This is a genomic window from Leifsonia sp. Y862, assembly GCF_057669585.1.
In genome coordinates this window covers 52,802-72,456 of record NZ_JBYHFR010000003.1, presented here as the reverse complement: position 1 = coordinate 72,456, position 19,655 = coordinate 52,802, and the positions used below count along the sequence as shown (strand labels likewise).

Sequence of the window (19,655 nt, the reverse complement as noted above, 5' to 3'; positions counted from 1 at the left end):
GCTGTGAGCCATGCCAGACACCCCGATTCCTGCTGAGACGCCAATTGACGCTTCACCAATTGACACCTATAGCTTCCTCGGGCCGGCCGGCACATTTACCGAATCCGCACTGGCCCAGGTGCCGGCGGCAGAAGGCAAACCGTGGCGTTCTGTGAACAACGTGGGCGAAGCGCTGGCCGACGTCGTGAGTGGCCGCAGCGTCGCCGCGATGATCGCCATCGAGAATTCCGTCGACGGGGGAGTGTCTGCGACGCAGGACGCGCTCGCCAGCGTGCCGAATCTCCGCATCGTCGGTGAGTACCTGGTGCCGGTGAACTTCGTGCTGGTGGCGCGCCCCGGCACGACGCTGGCCGACGTGCATGTCGTCAACGCGCATCCGGTCGCCTACGCGCAGTGCAGGACCTGGCTCGAAGCCGCTGTGCCGAGCCACGGGCACATCCCAGCCTCCAGCAACGTCGCAGCGGCCGCCTCGCTGTTCGAAAACAGCCAGGCGGATGCCGCCATCGCGCCCCCCGGCATCGAGAAGCACCACGATCTCGTCGTGCTGGCCGAGAACATCGGCGACAACCCGAACGCAGTGACGAGGTTCGTGCTGGTCAGTCGCACGAGCGCCCTGCCCGCACCGACAGGTGCAGACAAGACCAGCCTCATCGTCGAGCTGCCAGAGGATCACGCCGGAGCCCTGCTCGAGATGCTTGAGCAGTTCGCCACCAGGGGCGTGAACCTCAGCCTCATCCAGTCCCGTCCGATCGGCGACGCGCTCGGGCGCTACCGCTTCGTCATCGACGCCGACGGCCACCTCTCAGACGAGCGGATGGCGGACGCCCTGCTCGGCCTCCGCCGGTTCAGCCCCAGTGTCATCTTCCTCGGCTCGTATCCGCGTGCCGACAAGCAGCAGGTTGAATTCACGTCGCGTTATGATGACGGAATCTTCCGCGAGGCGCGTGCCTGGCTGGCGGACATCACCGGGGGGACACCGAATGAGCCACGACCAGCACACTGATTCAGGGCACGCTGACACGCCCCTGTTCGATCCGAGGCATTCGCCGGTTTTCCAGCGCGGTTATGACCCAGAGGCCGACGTTGTAGTGGTGCCTGCAGCGTCGACGCGGCGGGCATCCGCTCGGCTCTTCTCTGGGCGCGAACGCGTAGTCGGTCAGGAGCGTATGTCTGGCCACGATCGCGCTGTCGACCACCCGGTCGCACCGCTGCCCATCCCCGTTGAAGCTGAGCAGCCGACCGTCGACCCCGCCGAGGAATGGACAGGCGATATGCCTGCCCACAACCCGTTCGTCGTGGCCCTGTGGATCATCGGCATCGGGCTCATCGTGGCGGCGGTGTCGTTCCAATGGTGGGCGCTCTCGCAGAGCAACAGCAACAGCTACAGCGGCACAACCTCAGAAATGCCCATTGAATTTGTGCTGCAGCAGCTCTCCTGGAGCGTCACGCCGCCGATGATCTCGGCCGGCATACTCACGATTGTCAGCCTCATCGTCTGGAAAGCACTGCGGTGGCAGGAGCGGAATGGCACTGGTTCCGCACGAGTGCCAGTGGGCCACTCGAATGAGTGAACCGATGCAGCCTCGACAGGGCCGACCGGCCCGCAACCGGGTGAATCGGGCTTGGGTGGTGTTGCTGGTGATCGGCATCGTCGCCATGATGCTCTGGGCTGCAGGGATGTGGGCCAACGTCAACAGTTGGGGCGGGGTAGGCGCGTCAGACGTGTACATGTTCTTCAGGCAGCTGGGCATCTCTGCCAATATCGCATCCAAGATCATGAGTCAGTTCGCCAGCCTGGCTTCCAGTTTTCTGATCCTGGCCTTGGCTGCCCTCATCGGGATGCTCTTCGTGAGCGCCGAGCGCTGGCAGCGAGCACACGTGCGCTGAGCAGCCAGCGGGGCTACGCGACGGGAGCCGGCACCCGCACGATAAGCGCGCGCCTGTCGGCACGGAAGTACACCGACTGCACGAGTCCGAACTCATCACCGTCGAGCTCGAATTCACGCGGCTCGTCCGGCACCAGCCGGATACTGCCACCCCGCAGGGTCAGCATGTGTCGTTCGTCGCTCGACTCTGTGAGGCGAATGATGCTGCGCCCCACCTCTGAGCGGCGCAGCACGCCGTTCTCCCAGCTCACCTTGCGCCAGAGCTGCAGCCAGCCGAGCATGCCCTTCGGGCGAATGACGGCGATGTCGAGGATGCCGTCGTCAAGCAGCGCCTCAGGCAGCAGCTGCAGGTTGCCAGGCAGCAGGCCGCAGTTGGCGATGAGGATGGTGCTGATGTGGGTTGAGCGGTCAGGGCGGCCATCCACGCTGTAACGGATGCGGAACGGCTTCGACTTTTGAATGACCCGAACACCGGCATCCACATAGGCCAGCCAGCCGACCTGCTTCTTGAGGTCCGTCCTGGTGGCGGCGAGCATCTGGGCGTCGAGGCCGACACCCGCCATGACAAGGAAGACGTGATCGTCGGTATCGCCGGTGTCCGTCGTGACCGTCGCGACCCCGAGGTCGATGGCGCGGTCGATGCCGGCGAAGGCGATCTGCACGGCGTCATCGAGGTTGTTCAGGGGCAGCTGCAGGTTGCGGGCGAGCAGGTTCCCCGTGCCAAGGGGAACGACAGCCAGTCCCACTTCGGTGTCGCGGAGCGCTTCGGCGACAGCGCGCACCGTGCCGTCGCCGCCGGCGGCAAGCACGACGGATGCCCCCTGGCGCACGGCACGCCTCGTCGCCTGCTGGCCGGCATCCTTCTCCGTGGTCGCGAACCACAACGTGTCGGCCCACTTCGCCCCGATCTGGGCGGCGTTCACGCTCGCGCGAAGCTTCTGCAGGTCTACCTTGATTGGGTTATAGACGACGGCGGCGTACGGGAGGGTGGTCTTACCATTGGCGGGCACGCGCCAAGGCTAGCAAGCGTGCGGATGCTGCGCTTGTAGACTGGCGGGCGTGATTGATCCGGTGCTGTTACGCGAAAACCCTGACCTCATCAAGCGTTCGCAGGAGGCCCGCGGCTCGTCTGTCGACGCCGTGGATGCTGCGCTCGCGGCTGACGCAGAGCGTCGCGCCTCCATTTCGGCGTTTGAGGCGCTGCGCGCCGAACAGAACCTGTTCGGCAAGAAGGTGGCCGCTGCTCCCAAGGAGGAGAAGAAGGCGCTCGTCGCAGAGGCGCAGGCCCTGGCCGCACAGGTCAAGGCAGCCAGTGCTGCGGCGTCGGAGGCCGAGGAACGCTTCACGACGATCGTGCGCACCATCCAGAACCCCATCATCGACGGCGTGCCAGCCGGCGGCGAAGACAACTTCATCACGCTGCGCACGCACGGTGAGACGCCGACCTTCGACTTCGAGCCGCGTGACCACCTCGAAATCGGTGAGCTGCTCGGCGCGATCGACATGACGCGTGGCGCCAAGGTGTCTGGCTCGCGCTTCTACTTCCTGCGCGGCATCGGCGCCCGCCTCGAGATCGCCCTGATGAACATGGCACTCGACCATGCGCTTGACGCCGGATTCACCCCGCTGATCACCCCGACGCTCGTGCGCCCTGAGATCATGGACGGCACCGGCTTCCTCGGTGAGCACGCCGACGAGATCTACTACCTCCCGGCCGACGACCTCTACCTCACGGGCACCAGCGAGGTCGCGCTCGCCGGGTACCACAAGGACGAGATCCTCGACCTGTCCGCAGAACCGCTCCGCTACGCCGGCTGGTCGACCTGCTACCGCCGCGAAGCCGGATCTGGCGGAAAAGACACCCGCGGCATCATCCGCGTTCACCAGTTCAACAAGCTGGAGATGTTCACCTACGTTCTTCCGGAGAACGCCGAAGCAGAGCACGACCGCCTGGTCGCCCTGCAGGAGCAGATGCTGCAGGCCCTCGGTCTCAGCTACCGTGTCATCGACGTTGCCGCCGGCGACCTCGGCTCGAGCGCGGCCCGCAAGTTCGACATCGAGGCCTGGGTTCCCACCCAGAACGCGTACCGCGAGCTCACCAGCACCAGTAACTGCACCACGTACCAGGCGCGCCGCCTCGACATCCGCTACCGCACTGAGTCGGGCAAGACGTCGCCTGTCGCCACGCTCAACGGCACCCTGGCCACCACCCGCTGGATCGTCGCGATTCTCGAGACGCACCAGCGCGAAGACGGCTCTGTCGTGGTCCCTGAGGCGCTGCGTCCCTACCTCGGCGGCATCGACGTCCTCGAGCCGATCAAATGACGGTTTCCGACTCGCTAGAGCCTGTCGAAATCGGGCCGGACTCGACGATCGACAGAGAGTCTGTCGAGCCCCGGTGGCTCGTCGCTCTCGACATCGACGGCACCACCATGCATGAAGACGGCGGCATCAGCCCAGCTGTGCTGGCGGAGATCACACGACTGGCGGATGCCGGCCACGAGGTCATGCTGGCAACAGGGCGGTCGGAGTCGGCGACGCTGCCCGTGCTTGATCGCCTCGGGATCACCCCGCGCTACGTGGTGTGCTCCAACGGCGCGATCACCCTGCACCGAGACCCGAACGCCCCTGCGGGCTACCGGCGAGCCTGGATCGAGTCGTTCGACCCGACCGACGTGCTCACCTCCATCCGCTCCCACCTGACCGATGCTCGCTATGCCGTCGAAGACGAGCAGGGCTTCTACCGGTACACAGAGCCGTTCCCCGACGCCACCATCGGACTCGACAGCGAACACGTCGACTTCGATGAGCTGTTGCGCCACAAGGCAACCCGTGTTGTCGTCATCTCACCCGACCACGACATGGAGGACTTCCTCGGCGTGGTCGAGCGGATGGGCCTGCACAAGGTCAGCTACGCCATCGGCTGGACGGCCTGGATTGATATCGCGCCAGACGGCGTCAACAAGGCAACGGCAATGGAACGGGTGCGTTCAGCCCTCAATGTTCCACGCAGCAGAATCATGGCTGTCGGCGACGGACGCAACGATATCGACATGCTCGAGTGGGCGAGCGTCGAAGGGCGTGGCATCGCCATGGGAGCGTCTCCCGCTGAGGTCATCGCCGCCGCGAACGAGACGACAGGGTCCGTGCACGACGACGGTCTCGCCGCGGTGCTTCGCACGCTGTAGCCGGAATATTGCAGCCCTGTAAATTCGTGCTGCATTGTGACACAAAGGCTCTCGCTCGCGAGCATCTCGTTAGATACACTCGCAGTGATCGGCCTCGGGCACCCAACAGTTCGCAATGGCGCGAACGACCATCGGCTGGTCCCTTGGAGGAATTGTGTTCCTACGACGCAAGCCGACGGCCGTTCTGGCCATCGCGGCTCTCGCCCTCACCCTCACGGCGTGCACGAGCGATTCTGGGGGCACGTCTACGACATCCGCTTCCGGCGTCGATGCGGCGACTGCCACGAGCGCTGCGGACTTCGGGGGGCTTGATGCGCTGGTCGATGCGGCGAAGAAGGAAGGCACCCTCAACGTCATCGCGCTGCCGGACAACTGGGCGAACTACGGCAAGATCATCGCGTTGTTCAAGGAGAAGTACGGCCTGACCGTGAACTCGGCCAACCCGGAGGGCTCAAGCGCCGACGAGATCAAGGCAGCGGACGACAACAAGGGCCAAGACACCGCACCAGACGTCTTCGACCTCGGCACGGCTGTCGCGCTCGACAGCACGAAGTACTTCGCCCCGTACAAGGTGGAGAACTGGGATGAGATCCCGGCCGACAACAAGGAAGCCAGCGGCCTGTGGGTCAACGACTACACCGGCAGCATGTCGATCGGCTACAACTCGGCGAAGTATCCGGAACCCACGTCGCTCGACGACCTGCTGGGCGCCGACTACAAGGGCGCCGTCACGATCAACGGTGACCCGACGCAGGCTGGCGCTGCCTTCGCGGCGGTCGGCCTCGCCACCGTGCAAAGCGGTGGAACGCTCGACGACTTCCAGCCGGGCATCGACTTCTTCTCGCAGCTGAACAAGGCGGGCAACTTCCTGACGGTCAACCCGACGCCGGCAACCATCGCATCTGGTGAGACCGGGGTCGTCTTCGACTGGAGCTACAACAACCTCGCCAACGCCAGTGCCGTCGACGGCTGGAAGGTCACGACCCTCCCCGGTGTCGCGTACACGAGCTACTACAACCAGGCGATCAACAAGGATGCCCCGCACCCCGCAGCAGCCAGACTGTGGCAGGAGTTCATCTTCAGCCCTGAGGTGCAGAACCTGTATCTGGCCGCCGGCGCATACCCGGTGACGCTCGACGCACTGATCGCCGCCGGCACTGTCGACCAGGACGCGCTGGACACCGTGGGCGAGCTGCCCGCTGACCGTGTCAGCCCCACCACCGAACAATCCGATGCGGCGAACGCTTTGCTCGCCCAGAACTGGGCCGCAGCCGTTGGCTAACCAGGCTGGCGCTGCAGCGTCAGCCGCGCCGACCGTCGGCGCGGGGGATCACCCCCCGCGCTCGGCGGCCAGGCATCGAGTAGACGCGCCGGTCGACGCCCCGCCGGCCAGGCGCCGCGTGAGCTGGGGGCCGTATCTCGGGCTCGCACCGTTCGCGTTCTACGTGTTGCTCTTCCTCGCGTTGCCGACGGTGTTGGCGCTGGCCACCGGGTTCTTCGACGACGACGGCAGTCTCACATTCGCCAATGTGGCCGCCCTGGGTGATCCCGTCATCCTGAACACGTTCTTTGCCTCGTTCTGGGTCTCTGCGCTTACCGCGGTCGTTGGAGCTGTGGTCGGCGCCCTGGTCTGTTATGCCCTGATCGGCACGCGGGCCGGCAGTCGGCTCCGGCTCATCATCGAGTCGGCGTCGAGCGTGCTTGCCCAGTTCGGTGGCGTCATGCTTGCGTTCGCCTTCATCGCCACGATCGGCGTGCAGGGCCTCATCACCGTCTTCCTCGAGACCAGCGTCGGGATCGACATTTACGCAGACGGCGTCTGGCTGTACCAATTGCCGGGGCTCATCCTGCCGTACATCTACTTCCAGGTGCCGCTGATGATCATCACCTTCATGCCGGCGCTCGATGGACTGAAGCCGCAGTGGGCTGAGGCCAATGCCACGCTCGGCGGCAGCACGTTCACGTACTGGCGCACGATCGGGGCGCCCGTGCTCGCTCCGGCGTTCTTCGGTAGCCTGCTGCTGTTGTTCGCCAACGCCTTTTCGGCCTATGCGACGGCTGCGGCGCTCATCAGCCAGGGGTCGCAGATCGTGCCGCTGCAGATTCGTGCTGCGCTGGTCAGTGAAACACTGCTCGGTCGGCAGAACATGGCAGGCGCGCTCGCTCTCGGCATGATCATCGTGATGGTGATCGTCATGACGGCTTACTCGTTCCTGCAATCACGCACCACGAGGTGGCAACGATGACCGAGATGGCCGCGGTGAACCGCAGCAGTGTCACCGCCACCCCCGCCAATACGCGCGGCAGCGGTGGGATCGCACCGAGTCGCGCCGTGCGCTGGGTGATTCTCGGCGTGGTCGGCGTGCTGTTCGCGATTCCGATCCTGTCGATGATCGAGTTCAGCCTGCGGGCCGGCCTGGCGGGTGGATACACCGTCTCGCACTGGACAGCCGTCTTCGACCCTGCCCTGTCGAGCCAGTACGCCACGTTGTTCACCGGCCTCACCAACTCGCTCGTGTTGGCCGTCGTCACCGTCGCCATTGTGCTCGTCATCGTGCTGCCGACAATGATCCTCGTGCAGCTCAGCTTCCCGCGGTTGCGCCGCGTGCTCGAGTTCATCTGCATCATCCCGATCACGGTGCCGGCGATCGTGCTCGTCGTCGGGTTGGCGCCGGTGTACTCGGTGGTGGCATCCATTTTCGGCAGTTCGGTCTGGACGCTGTCGTTCGCCTACGGGATCACTGTGCTGCCGTACGCGTATCGCACCCTGCAATCCAACCTCGGCGCCGTCGACGTCAACACTCTCAGCGAGGCGGCCCGGTCGCTCGGCGCCGGCTGGTTCACGGTGCTCTGGCGCGTGATCCTGCCGAACCTGCGTCGCGGCATCCTGGCGGCATCCTTCATCTCCGTGGCCGTTGTGCTTGGCGAGTTCACCATCGCATCGCTGCTCAGCAGGCAGAACCTGCAGACGGCATTGCTTGCGGTCTCGCAAACCGACCCGTACGCCGCCATCATCTTCGCGTTGCTCTCCCTCATCTTCGTGTTCGTGCTGTTGCTGATCATCGGCAAAGTGGGCGAACCCGGACTCCGACGCCGTGGAAAGAACAGGACCAACCCATGACCCCCACTGGAGCAGGAGTCGTGCTCGTCGACATCGCCAAGTCGTTCGGCGGCCAATCGGCGCTGCACAATTTCAGCCTTGATGTGCGACCGGGGGAGTTCGTTGCGCTGCTCGGCCCGTCAGGCTGCGGCAAGACGACGGCACTGCGCTCGGTGGCCGGGCTGGAGTCCGTCGACAGCGGCTCCATCACCATCGACGGCGTTGACGTCACCTGGCAACCCACGAATAAGCGTGACCTCGGCATGGTCTTCCAGTCGTACTCGCTGTTTCCGCATATGACAGCGGGGCAGAACGTTGAATTCGGGCTGCGGATGCGCAAGGTGCCTGCAGCCGAGCGGGCCAGTCGGGCGGCTGAAGCACTCGACATGGTCGGTCTCTCCGCCTACGTCCATCGCTTCGCCCACGAGCTGAGCGGTGGCCAGCAGCAGCGGGTGGCCCTGGCCAGGGCGTTGGTCACCCGGCCGCGGGTGTTGCTGCTCGATGAGCCGCTGTCTGCCCTCGACGCCAAGGTGCGCCTGCAGCTGCGCGACGAGATCCGTCGCATCCAGACCGAGCTCGGCATCACCACGCTCTTCGTGACGCACGACCAGGAGGAGGCGCTGGCCGTCGCCGACCGCGTGGCCGTCATGCGCGCGGGCGGCATCGAGCAGATCGGCACGCCTGAAGAGCTCTATAGCAAGCCGTCAACACCATTCGTGGCCGAGTTCGTTGGCCTCAGCAACCGCATCGATGGCATAGCGGATGCCGGATCGGTGCGTGTCCTCGACCGCTCGTTGCCCATCGCCATACCTGGCACGCGAGACGGCCCGGTGCGGGTCTTCCTCCGACCAGAAGACCTGCGGCTGGCGACGAGCGGCATCAGTGCCACCGTGGTGCTCTCGAGCTTTCTCGGGTCGCTGCGCCGCACGAGGGTCGAGCTTCCAGACGGCACCACCCTGTCGGTGCAGCACAGCGCCAGGGACCGCACCATGGTCGGCGACCAGGTGTTCATCGAACTGTCTGGGGCTCCCGTCGCCGTCGAACCGGCCGCCGCCATGGCCGCCGCTGGCCTGGACGAGGCGGCCGTGTCGAGCCAAGACTTGGTGGGGAATGGTTGATGCCGGAGCAACGGGAGACGACGTCACCGCACCACGCGATGGCGCAGTTGGTCCCGTGCCCGGAGGGCTGGCCGCGGCGAAGGCGCCTGCGGTCGCTTCGCCGAAGGCGTTGCCGCTGGCCAGGCATGGCCGCCTGCCGGTTGAACCGCTGCGGCTCGCGATCCTTCGATTCGTGGGAGTCGCGCTCGTCGTCCTGCTGGTGAGTGTGACATCCGTTGTCGGAATTGCGATCTGGAACGTGACTGCCGGCCTGAAGCCGGGCGTCTCGCTGCCGAATGACGCGGGCCCCGTGGTCAAACCGAAGGATGGCGCCATCGACCTGCTTCTGGTGGGAAGCGACAGCGGGGGAGGCGACCCGGCGTACGGCGAACGCAGCGCAACGTTGAATGACGTGACAATCCTGCTGCACGTATCACAGGACCACAGCTCGGCAACGGTGGTGAGCTTCCCCCGCGACATGCTGGTGGAGATTCCCTGGTGCGCGCCGTCGGCGGACGGAACGACCCCCGGCACCGACGGCGGCTTCACCGACCTGCTCAACACGAGCCTGTCGTATGGCGGGCTGGCCTGCACGGTGACGATGATTGAGCAGCTCACCGGGATCACCATCCCGTACGCAGCCGAGATTGAGTTCAACGGCGTCATTGAGATGTCGAACGCCGTCGGCGGCGTGCCCGTGTGCGTGGCAGAGCGGATCGACGATCCGTATACCGGGCTCATCCTTGAGCCTGGCGTGCATGAGCTGGAAGGCATGCAGGCCCTGCAATTCCTGCGCACGCGTCATGGGCTGGTCTCCGGAAGCGACCTGGCCAGAATCGGCAACCAGCAGGCGTTCCTGGCGTCCCTGGTGCGCACGATCAAGAGTGAGGGCACGTTGAGCGATCCGCTCACGCTTTACAGCCTGGCCAAGGCCGCCGGCGACAATATGGTGCTCTCCACGAGCCTGCAGCCGTTGGACACCATGGTGGCGATCGCGATGACGCTCCAGAACATCGACCTGGCCAACGTGACGTTCGTGCAGTACCCGGTTGCGGGCACGTACAAGGGCATCGAGCCGCTCACCGACGATGCGGCTGCACTGTTCGATGCCCTCGAAAATGACCGGCCGATCACCCTCAGCGGCACCGTCGGTGAGGCGACTCAGGTGACGCCATCCACTGTGCCAAGCGAGTCGGCGACGCCGGAGGATACGCCTGCGCCATGGTCGACGGATGCCGCGCCAGATGCCACCGCAGAGGCCCCGACACTCGACGCCGGAGAGGGGCCCGTCACGCTGCCGCCAACCATTTCTGGGCAGACCGCAGCCGAAGAAACGTGCACGGTTGGACAGTCGCTTGGCAACTAGTGCGGGTGCCTCATAACCTTCCCCCAGCACCTTTTCAGGAAGCGCTGGCACTGTGGAGATTCTGCTATCGGCTAGAATCGGTCATTGTTCGTCTGATTTACCCGCGTTGAACGTGACGTAGGCTGGCCGAACGAGGAGGGCTGTCCGAGCGGCCGATGGAGCCAGTCTTGAAAACTGGTGGGCAGAAATGTCTCGTGGGTTCGAATCCCACGCCCTCCGCACTAGGTGCCTGGCAAGCACATGACGTGAAAGGATCTGAGTGAGCGACACACTGCGCCCCCGCTCCAATAGATCACGCAAACTGGGCAGCATTGCCCGTCACGGCCGGCTGAAGAAGTCGAATCCCTGGGCTGCCGTCATGCGCATCATCGGCGCCTCTCTCGCCGTCGTGCTCATCAGCACCGTCTCGATTGCCGGCATCGCCGCGTTCGACGTGGCCGCCAGTGTCCAGCCGGGTGTGCACCTCGCCAATGAGACAGAGGGCCCCGTGCCGCAGATCGGCGCCATCGATGGCGGCGTGAACCTGTTGCTCGTCGGCAGTGACAGCCGTGTCGGCCAGGATGCCGCATTCGGTGACGAAGACGACACCGGCGACCTCAACGACGTGACCATGTTGCTGCACATTTCGCAGGACCACTCCAACGCGTCCATCATCAGTTTCCCTCGCGACATGTTCGTGCCGATTCCAGAGTGCACCGACCCGGAAACGGGCTACACCTCTGATGCCATGAGTCGCCAGAAGATCAACACCACCCTCACCTACGGCGGGCTTTCCTGCACCGTCGCGACGGTCGAGGAGCTCACCGGCCTCAGCATTCCCTTCGCGGCCGAGGTGCAGTTCAGTGGCGTCATCGCCATGTCGACTGCAGTCGGCGGCGTGCCGGTCTGTGTGGCGGAGCGCATTGAGGACGAGTACACCGGTACCTTCCTCGACCCGGGCGAGCACACACTGGCTGGCGTCGACGCCCTGCAGTTCCTCCGCACCAGGCACGGTGTCGGCGACGGCAGCGACCTCACGCGCATCAACAACCAGCAGGTGTTCATGTCGTCGCTCGTGCGCACGATCAAGAGCGCCTCTACCCTGTCGGATCCGCTGAAGGTCTACTCGCTGGCCAAGGCAGTCACCGGCAACATGGTGCTCTCCGACTCTCTCAACAACGTTGACCGCATCGCCTCGATCGCGATCGCACTGAAGGACATCGACCTCAACGACGTCACCTTCATCCAGGTTCCGACCGGAAGCACAGAGGGCGGCGTGCTGCCCCTGCAGCCCGACTTCGACGACCTCTTCACGGCCATCGCTGCCGACCAGCCTGTGGCGCTGGGTGGCACCACCGGTCGTGGCGCGACCGTCGACCCGAACGCACCCGTCACCGATGCGCCGGCCGCCGACGTTCCAGCCGCAGACACAACGACGGATGCCGCAGCCGACCCGGCCGCACCCGTTGACCCATCCGCGGGAACCGGCGCGACAGTGTTGCCAGACACCGCGACCGGCCAGACGGCTGGCCAGTACACCTGCTCGGTGGGCCGCACGCTCGACGACCAGGGCTGATTAGTGCGTCGTTCGGCCGGTGGTCGAAATGACGCTACGAGTTCGGTTATGATTACTGTGGCGTGTTCGCGTTAGCGAGCACTCAGGAGCTGTCGCATAGTTCGGCCTAGTGCACCACCCTGCTAAGGTGGAGTACCCTTTACAGGGTACCGTGGGTTCAAATCCCACCGGCTCCGCACACAAAACCCTCGCCTCGGCGGGGGTTTTTCTTTGCCATCTGCCTGGTGCCTGCCGCTCAGAAGTCCGTGAGGAACGCCTCCCAGGCGCGCCGCCGATCACCGCGGGGGTCGGACTCGACGTGGTCGATATTGTCGATGATCAGGGTCAACCTGTTGGTCGTCGAATGCCGTGGCCAGGTCGACTCGACGGCCCCGGTGCAGGCGAAGTGGAGCCAGTGGCGTCGCATCCGCTCGCCTGCGCGCATGAAGGGCGTGCGGCCGCCGAGTGCCGTCATCGTGCGGCCAGCGCTGGTGTTTGACCGGTCGAACAGGGCGAGCATCTCGATGCCGTGGGTGGCGTCGAAGCCGAGCATGCGCATCAGGCGTGGCGCAACGTCGAACCGGTAGAGGTGCACGGGGGCGAAGTTCGAGTGGTATTCGGCCACCTTCACGGTGGGAAACCAAAAAGCGGAATCGCCGGCGAAGTCCGCCGCTGGGCGGGGGAGCGGCAGCCCGGTGTACGCCAGGCGCAGATCTTCCCATGACGACTCAGGTGCCCGCTCGAACAATGCATCAATGCGCGAAATCGAGGAGGGAAGAATCTCAACCCTGCCGCGGAACGCGGAGCCCTCACGATCGTTGGTACCCAGAATCAGCGGCACCCTGTGTGCCCTGCCGCCCCGGAACGCATCGATGGGCCGTTCGGGCAGGAAGTCGCCGTCGACGACCGGCGCCAGGCAGAACGTGCCGGGGTAATCGTCGGGAACGCGTGCCTGCAGCTCAAGCGCAGCAGCATTGAGGCGAGTGACATCCGCTGTCGCCAGCTGATGCCCGATCTCGCCTGGCTGCTCGATCAACCGCTGGGTGGAGGCGCGGGCGGACGCGGGCAGGGCCAATCCACGCGAAGGTGCGCTCGTCTGGAGGAGTTCGACGAAGTCTGCGGCCCACCGCCCTGCCAGCTCCTTCGAGTAGACCGCGTTCGGCGGCGGACTCTGCGCGATGGCCCGGTGAAACAGCCCGGCGGCTGACGGCGTTGTCATCAGCGTGGTGACCGCGTTGCCTCCCGCCGATTCCCCGAACAGGGTGACGTTGTTCGGGTCTCCTCCGAATGAGCGGATGTTGTCCCTCACCCACACCAGCGCAGCAACCTGGTCCCGCAGCCCGAGGTTGCTCTCGATGGGACGCTCCGGTGTTGAGTAGCGGCTGAAGTCCAGGTATCCGAGCGCCCCCAGTCGATAGTTGAAGCTCACGTAGATGACGCGCCCACTCGACACGAGACCGGTGCCCTGTCCGGAGAAATCCTGGGATGACCCGACGCTGTAGGCGCCGCCATGGATGAACACCATCACGGGCTTTCCCAGCCGACGCCGGCCGGGAACGGCGGCAGCCATTACGTTCACGCTCAGGCAATCCTCACTGGCCGGCACCTTGGGCGATGTGCCCTTGAACTGTCCCCGATACACCTGCGGAGCGACATGGCCGTATCGCGATGCATCGCGCACTCCCGACCAGGGTGTGACCGGCTGCGGCGCACGAAAACGTAACGCCCCCTCAGGAGGAGCGGCGTATGGGATGCCGCGCCAGGCGAAGATGGACCCCTCGCGCACGCCGCGCACGAGACCGCCGGTCACCCGCACGTCCAGACTGCGCCGGGCCGGTACGTTCACCGAGACCGCCGTACCCTGGCTGATGCCATTGGCGTTCATCTTGACCAGTTAAGCACCGGCCGCTGAGGACGACTAGAGCGCAAAGCTGAGCGTTGTTTCAACCGGCGAGGCAGCAGGGGAACGGCTGGATCGCGGCTCTAATTGCGCGCTGGGGCATTGTCTGTCCGCGAAAGCAGTCTTATCATCACGAGACCGGCGCGACGCCGGCGTTTCCCTTAATGCGCTCCCGAAGGCTCGTCGATGGGATAACTCATGTATGCAGATGTCGTCGCCAGTGCGGCAACGCTGTCGGCCACCGGTCAGGATCTGCCCGTCGGCGCTTTTGTCGCCGCTGGCGTGCTGTTTCTGCTCGGGGGATCGCTGCTCGGCCTGCGCGCCATCAGGCGGCGCTGGTCGAAGTAGGTGTCAGGCGTCAGGTGCCTGACGGTAGGTGCCAGGCGCTAGAAGCGAGGCCTCTTGTTGTAGCGCACCGCCGTGATGGCGATGTCCATGCCCCAGATCATCAGGGCGAAGGTGAGTCCCTGCAGCACGCACATCCATGCGGGTTCCAGCGGTGAGATCGACACCCAGATCCATGCCACGGCCCCAATGAGGGAAATGACGTAGCTGAACGTGGTTCTGGCGTAGAGGGCGATTCCGGAGACGATCGCGCCGGCGACGGTCACCTGGAAGAGCGGGAGCGGAACGTTGGGGTTGTATCGCCAGGTCTCCACCAAACACCAGAGGAACAGCACAGCGGACACCAGCACGACGAGGGTTGCGATGCCTGCCCCTACTGGCCGTGGCAACTCACCAGCCAGGCTGCGAACGATGGGCTCTTCCGGCAGCGGCAACCAGGCGTGATGTGGCTGCGCCGCGACCGCGGTCGGTGCCGAATACGTCTCTGTGACTTCCGTATGCTGACTCACGCGGCTCATCCTACGCTCGCCGCCGAGCGGCGTACAGAATTATCCGCCTGGCTATCCGACCGAGAGAATGGCCGCCCAGATGTCGGCGCGGGCGTGGAATGTCGTCATGTCCCGGCCGAGGAGGCGCTCAGCCTGTTTGATGCGGGCTCGAACGGTGTGCCGATGGATGCCAAGCACCTGGGCCGCCGCGTCAAGCTGGCCGTTGTTTTCCAGCCAGACCCGCACTGTTTCCAGCAGATTGGATCCGGATGCTGCGTCGCTGTCGATAAGCGGGGCAAGTGTCGCTCTGCCGATCTCCCTGGCATCCGTTCGCGCGAGGAACGCAAGCACGCCCTGACGGGAGATGGCATCGAACTGGGCGACGCCAGGGCCGCCCTCCTTGGCGCGCTCGAGGCTTCGCTCCGCCTGTACGAGGGCGTGCTGCAGCGACTCGTAGCCGGTCGGATCTGACACCCCGGCATGCAGGTCGAAGGCCTGGCAGAGCTCGTCGGCCACATCGAGCGACTCCTCAGACAGGCACAGCACGACATGGTCTCCGCGCACCCCATAGAAGACGGATCCAGGCTGCGCCTCGATGCGAAGCTCCAGCAACTCTGTCACCGAGCTGATCTTGTCGTGGGGAACAGCGGCCAGCACGATTCGTACAGGGGCGGGAGGGAGGCCGCCCCACATCTCGGCAGCGATGGACGACACCAGCTCGATACTGCCGCCGAGGAGCGCATTGAGCAGCCCGGTGCGCAGGTGGCCGCGTGCGCGGTCGAAGGCGTGGTTCTGCTCAAGGGCAAGCCCGGCCAGTGCAATGACGGAGGTCACGAGTTCCTGACTGGCGTGGTCAAGCTCGACGGCACCGCCGAGGGCGAGCACGCCGCGCAATTTGTTGCTTCCGCCCAGGGTCTGCAGGGTGAGGGTTTCGCCGCTCGTGACCACGGAACTGCTTGCGCGCTGCCCGCGACGGAGCAGCTTCACCGCTTCGGCCTGCACGATGCCGAACGCATCTCCGGTGAGAGCATCGGCCGGGAACACGCGGTCAAGGTTCCCAGCGGCGTCGAACAGGGCGACCCAGTGGTCGAGCTGGTTCGAGAGTTCGCCGAGGGTGGCTCGCAGCCCGTCTGGGCGCAGCGCAGCGAGTGAGATCGCGCGCTGCGCACGCACGGCCCAGGTGTGCCTGGCATAGCTTTCCTCGGCAACCAGCTCGGCTGCCAGCCGGGCGATGGCGATGAACGGTGTGCGATACGGCACCTCGAACAGCGGCAGACCATAGGCCAGACAGGCCGCGACCAGCGGGTCTGGCGTGCCATCCCTGATCACTTCGGTGCCGAAGCCGAGGCCCACGATGCCGAGGGTGACAAGTCGCGCCACATAGTCGTCATAGAAGCCGACCTCCGAAGCGGAACCGCTCAGCGCGGCATCCGCATCGAACTGGGTGCCGGTCGTCAACAACACCTGGCCCTCTGAGATGAACGGCGTTGGGTCGAGCAGGTCTGAGGCGTGCACCCACTGCACCTGGCGCTGGAGGGCGTCACCCGGAAGATCGGATTCCGGGGTCAGCAGGCGCAGCTGCAGGTCGGTCTGGCTAAGCAGGCGGCGGAGGGGCGGCGGCATTGGACTCCTCGAGCGGTGGCGGGGCTGGCAAGCGGATGGCCGTCACGGCGAAAACGCTGGTCCCTACTATACGATCGGGCGATACCGGCAGGTGGCGGCGCTCTTTACGCTGAAGCATCCGCTCACTGAATTGGAGTCCTATGACCCTCCTCGACACCGTTGCCAGCGCCTCGAACTCCATTCCCCTTGGCGGACCGTCGCTGCCCCAGGAACGTCGGCTGGTCACGTCGATTCCCGGCCCGAAGTCGACGGAGTGGCTGGCGCGTAAGTCTGCGGCCGTCTCTGCGGGCGTCGGCACTACCATTCCGGTGTTCGTCGTCGCCGCCGGCGGTGGCGTCATTGTCGACGCCGACGGCAATTCCTTGATCGATCTCGGTTCCGGCATCGCGGTGACCGGTGTCGGCAACAGCAACCCGCGCGTCGTTGCCGCGGTCAGTGCCCAGCTGGCGCAGTTCACGCACACCTGCTTCACCGTGGCTCCCTACGATTCGTACGTTGAGGTCGCTGAAGCCCTCAACCGGCTCACGCCCGGCGATCACGAGAAGCGCAGTGCGCTGTTCAATTCGGGTGCTGAAGCCGTGGAGAACGCCGTGAAGATCGCCAGGCACTACACCGGCAAGCAGGCAGTCGTCGCGTTCGACCACGCGTACCACGGCCGCACCAACCTCACCATGGCGCTCACGGCGAAGAACATGCCGTACAAGGATGGCTTCGGCCCATTTGCCCCAGAGATCTACCGCGCGCCGCTGTCGTACCCGTACCGCGACGGTGGGCAGGACGGCGTGACAGCCGCGAAGGCCGCCATCAGCATGATCGAGAAGCAGGTCGGCGCCAAGAACCTCGCAGCGCTTCTCATCGAACCCATCCAGGGAGAGGGCGGATTCATCGTTCCCGCCGACGACTACCTGGGCACGCTTCTTGCCTGGGCGCGTGCAAACGACGTTGTCTTCATCGCCGACGAGGTGCAGACGGGGTTCGCTCGCACCGGAGCCATGTTCGCCTGCGACCACGAGGGCATTGTTCCCGACCTGATTGTCACGGCGAAGGGCATCGCCGGAGGGCTGCCGCTGTCGGCCGTCACCGGTCGCGCCGAGATGATGGATTCGTCACACGCCGGCGGGCTCGGCGGAACGTATGGCGGAAACCCCCTGGCCTGTGTTGCGGCACTGGCCACGATTCAGAGCTACGAGGAAGACGGCCTGGTGCAGCGCGCTGCTGACATCGGCACGCTCCTCACCGGACGCCTGAACGCGCTGCGCGTGAATGATGCCCGCATCGGCGACGTCCGCGGCAGAGGCGCGCTCATCGCCATCGAGCTTGTCGACCCTGCAACGGGCGAACCGGATGCCGCACTCACCAACCGTGTCGCGAGCATGGCTCACGCACAGGGCGTCGTCGTGCTCACCTGCGGCACCTACGGCAACGTCATCAGGTTCCTGCCGCCCCTGTCGATCTCCGACGAGCTCTTGATCGAGGGGCTCAGCGTGATCGCTTCGGCGCTCGCCGCGGCCTGACGCCTGCCCATCACCCTGAACCAAGCATCGATGCCAAGCATCGACGCCAAGCCTCGCCGGGCAGGTGCCCGCGTATCGTTGAGTATGGATTCACCGCCCCGCCGGTGAGCAAAGGAGAACTCCAGTGTCAGACAAAGAAACCGCGCTGCTGGCGAAAGTGCCGACCGGTCTGTTCATCAACGGTGAGTGGCGCCAGGCCGCATCGCGGAAGACCCTGCCGGTGTTCGACCCGGCAACAGGCCTCGAACTGACCCGCATCGCCGACGCCGGTGTCGAAGACGGTGCGGCTGCCCTCGACGCTGCCGTCGCCGCACAGGACGGGTGGGCCACGACTCCGCCACGCCAGCGGGGTGAGCTGCTCCGCCGCGCTTTCGACCTGCTGCAGGAACGCAAGGACGAGTTCGCGCTGCTGATGACGCTCGAGATGGGCAAGCCCCTCGGCGAAGCGCTGGGCGAGGTCGCGTACGGCGGCGAATTCCTGCGCTGGTTCAGCGAGGAAGCCGTGCGCATCAGTGGCCGCTACGGACTCACGCCTGAAGGCACAGGCCACATGGTGGTGTCTCAGCGCCCCGTCGGGCCGTGCTTCCTGATCACGCCCTGGAACTTCCCGCTGGCCATGGCAACGCGGAAGATCGCGCCCGCACTCGCCGCCGGATGCACTGTCGTCGTGAAGCCGGCCGAACTGACCCCGCTCACCACGCTGTACTTCGTGAGGTTGCTCGAAGAAGTCGGTCTCCCGGCTGGCGTCGTCAACGTGATCACCACCTCCCAGTCGTCAACCGTGTCCGCACCGATCATCGCTGACCCGCGCCTCCGCAAGCTCAGCTTCACCGGCTCAACCGCTGTCGGGCAGCGCCTCATCGCCCAGTCGGCGACCGGAGTGCTCCGCACCAGCATGGAGCTCGGCGGAAACGCGCCGTTCATCGTCTTCGACGACGCAGACCTCGACAAGGCGGTCGAGGGAGCCATGCTCGCCAAATTCCGCAACATCGGCCAGGCCTGCACTGCAGCCAACCGCTTCTTCGTGCACGAGTCCGTGGCACCGGAGTTCTCCCGTCGTGTCGCCGAACGCGTCGCGGGCCTCACGATCGGCCGGGGTACAGAAGAAGGCGTCACCATCGGCCCGCTCGTCAACGATGCAGCCGTCGACACAACGGATGCCATGGTGCAGGATGCCGTCGACCGCGGCGCCACGCTCCTCATCGGCGGATCACGCCCGGAGGGCCCCGGCTCGTTCTACGCCCCGACAGTGGTCACCAACGTCCCGCTCGGCAGCCGTCTGCTGAGCGAGGAGATCTTTGGCCCGTTGCTCGGCATCACGACCTTCAGCGACGAAGACGAGGCAGTGCGCCTGGCCAACTCCACCGAGTTCGGCCTGGTCGCCTACGTCTACACCTCAGACCTGGCACGCGGCCAGCGGATGATCGACCGTATCGACACCGGCATGATGGGCTTGAACACCGGGCTCGTCTCGAACGCCGCTGCTCCCTTCGGTGGTGTGAAGCAGTCCGGACTCGGCCGCGAGGGCGGCCTTGAGGGCATCAACGAGTACCTGTCCACGAAGTACACGCTCATTCCGGTGTCCTGAGCCAACCAGCCCAACCCTTCGCCCCA

Annotated in this window: 18 protein-coding genes and 2 tRNA genes; 16 read left to right on the top strand and 4 right to left on the bottom strand. The window is 65.4% G+C overall.

The features are described 5' to 3' along the window. The first annotated feature begins 10 nt into the window (after positions 1 to 10). Genes pheA through AC25Z0_RS14665 form a run of 3 tightly spaced genes read left to right on the top strand, consistent with a single transcriptional unit; the run spans position 11 to position 1,887 of the window. Complete coding sequence (pheA, locus tag AC25Z0_RS14675) at positions 11 to 1,003, top strand: prephenate dehydratase (protein ID WP_488121547.1); 993 nt, start codon at positions 11 to 13, stop codon at positions 1,001 to 1,003. Beyond that, positions 981 to 1,571, top strand: coding sequence for a hypothetical protein (locus AC25Z0_RS14670; RefSeq protein ID WP_488133687.1), 591 nt, complete (start codon positions 981 to 983; stop codon positions 1,569 to 1,571). The genes pheA and AC25Z0_RS14670 overlap by 23 nt, the downstream gene beginning before the upstream one ends. Positions 1,572 to 1,575: 4 nt before the next feature. After that, complete coding sequence (locus AC25Z0_RS14665; protein WP_488133686.1) at positions 1,576 to 1,887, top strand: hypothetical protein; 312 nt, start codon at positions 1,576 to 1,578, stop codon at positions 1,885 to 1,887. Between the two features lie 13 nt (positions 1,888 to 1,900). Here the strand turns inward: AC25Z0_RS14665 and AC25Z0_RS14660 are convergent, their stop codons facing one another. After that, entirely contained in the window at positions 1,901 to 2,896 is a 996-nt protein-coding gene (locus tag AC25Z0_RS14660) for a diacylglycerol/lipid kinase family protein (protein ID WP_488133685.1), read from the bottom strand. A 49-nt stretch (positions 2,897 to 2,945) separates the two neighbouring features. Here AC25Z0_RS14660 and serS point away from each other — a divergent pair, with 49 nt between their 5' ends. From serS to AC25Z0_RS14610, 10 genes are all read left to right on the top strand, one after another. Next, on the top strand, positions 2,946 to 4,211 hold the full coding sequence (serS, locus tag AC25Z0_RS14655; RefSeq protein WP_488121543.1) for a serine--tRNA ligase: 1,266 nt from the start codon (positions 2,946 to 2,948) through the stop codon (positions 4,209 to 4,211). After that, a complete protein-coding gene (locus tag AC25Z0_RS14650; RefSeq protein WP_488121542.1) occupies positions 4,208 to 5,074 on the top strand; it encodes an HAD family hydrolase in 867 nt (288 codons plus the stop codon). The genes serS and AC25Z0_RS14650 overlap by 4 nt, the downstream gene beginning before the upstream one ends. Before the next feature lie 115 nt (positions 5,075 to 5,189). After that, positions 5,190 to 6,356: an ABC transporter substrate-binding protein gene (locus AC25Z0_RS14645; protein WP_488133684.1), complete on the top strand. Its 1,167-nt coding sequence runs from the start codon at positions 5,190 to 5,192 to the stop codon at positions 6,354 to 6,356. 118 nt (positions 6,357 to 6,474) lie between these two features. After that, complete coding sequence (locus AC25Z0_RS14640) at positions 6,475 to 7,320, top strand: ABC transporter permease (RefSeq protein WP_488133683.1); 846 nt, start codon at positions 6,475 to 6,477, stop codon at positions 7,318 to 7,320. Next, complete coding sequence (locus AC25Z0_RS14635) at positions 7,317 to 8,195, top strand: ABC transporter permease (protein WP_488133682.1); 879 nt, start codon at positions 7,317 to 7,319, stop codon at positions 8,193 to 8,195. The genes AC25Z0_RS14640 and AC25Z0_RS14635 overlap by 4 nt, the downstream gene beginning before the upstream one ends. Further along, positions 8,192 to 9,292, top strand: coding sequence for an ABC transporter ATP-binding protein (locus tag AC25Z0_RS14630; RefSeq protein ID WP_488133681.1), 1,101 nt, complete (start codon positions 8,192 to 8,194; stop codon positions 9,290 to 9,292). Before AC25Z0_RS14635 ends, AC25Z0_RS14630 begins: the two co-directional genes overlap by 4 nt. Beyond that, positions 9,285 to 10,637 carry an LCP family protein gene (locus AC25Z0_RS14625; RefSeq protein ID WP_488133680.1) on the top strand — a complete coding sequence of 451 codons (1,353 nt, stop codon included), beginning with the start codon at positions 9,285 to 9,287 and terminating at the stop codon, positions 10,635 to 10,637. Before AC25Z0_RS14630 ends, AC25Z0_RS14625 begins: the two co-directional genes overlap by 8 nt. A 134-nt stretch (positions 10,638 to 10,771) precedes the next feature. Next, positions 10,772 to 10,856: transfer RNA gene (locus tag AC25Z0_RS14620), tRNA-Ser, on the top strand. 40 nt (positions 10,857 to 10,896) lie between these two features. Next, positions 10,897 to 12,192: an LCP family protein gene (locus tag AC25Z0_RS14615; protein ID WP_488133679.1), complete on the top strand. Its 1,296-nt coding sequence runs from the start codon at positions 10,897 to 10,899 to the stop codon at positions 12,190 to 12,192. Between the two features lie 85 nt (positions 12,193 to 12,277). Continuing rightward, a tRNA-Ser gene (locus AC25Z0_RS14610) sits at positions 12,278 to 12,368 on the top strand. Positions 12,369 to 12,427: 59 nt separating this feature from the next. Here the strand turns inward: AC25Z0_RS14610 and AC25Z0_RS14605 are convergent. Continuing rightward, complete coding sequence (locus AC25Z0_RS14605) at positions 12,428 to 14,056, bottom strand: carboxylesterase/lipase family protein (protein WP_488133678.1); 1,629 nt, start codon at positions 14,054 to 14,056, stop codon at positions 12,428 to 12,430. Positions 14,057 to 14,269: 213 nt separating this feature from the next. On the opposite strand from AC25Z0_RS14605, the gene AC25Z0_RS14600 reads away from it, so the two are divergent. Next, positions 14,270 to 14,419, top strand: coding sequence for a hypothetical protein (locus tag AC25Z0_RS14600; protein ID WP_488121534.1), 150 nt, complete (start codon positions 14,270 to 14,272; stop codon positions 14,417 to 14,419). Between the two features lie 3 nt (positions 14,420 to 14,422). Here the strand turns inward: AC25Z0_RS14600 and AC25Z0_RS14595 are convergent, their stop codons facing one another. Together AC25Z0_RS14595 and AC25Z0_RS14590 are read right to left on the bottom strand one after the other, a co-directional pair. Further along, positions 14,423 to 14,593, bottom strand: a complete 171-nt coding sequence (locus tag AC25Z0_RS14595) for a hypothetical protein (protein WP_488133677.1) — start codon at positions 14,591 to 14,593, stop codon at positions 14,423 to 14,425. A 383-nt stretch (positions 14,594 to 14,976) separates the two neighbouring features. Then, on the bottom strand, positions 14,977 to 16,527 hold the full coding sequence (locus AC25Z0_RS14590; RefSeq protein ID WP_488133676.1) for a PucR family transcriptional regulator: 1,551 nt from the start codon (positions 16,525 to 16,527) through the stop codon (positions 14,977 to 14,979). Positions 16,528 to 16,667: 140 nt separating this feature from the next. On the opposite strand from AC25Z0_RS14590, the gene gabT reads away from it, so the two are divergent. Further along, positions 16,668 to 18,041 carry a 4-aminobutyrate--2-oxoglutarate transaminase gene (gene gabT / locus AC25Z0_RS14585; RefSeq protein ID WP_488133675.1) on the top strand — a complete coding sequence of 458 codons (1,374 nt, stop codon included), beginning with the start codon at positions 16,668 to 16,670 and terminating at the stop codon, positions 18,039 to 18,041. Positions 18,042 to 18,165: 124 nt separating this feature from the next. Continuing rightward, positions 18,166 to 19,629, top strand: coding sequence for an NAD-dependent succinate-semialdehyde dehydrogenase (locus AC25Z0_RS14580; protein WP_488133674.1), 1,464 nt, complete (start codon positions 18,166 to 18,168; stop codon positions 19,627 to 19,629). Positions 19,630 to 19,655: the final 26 nt, after the last annotated feature.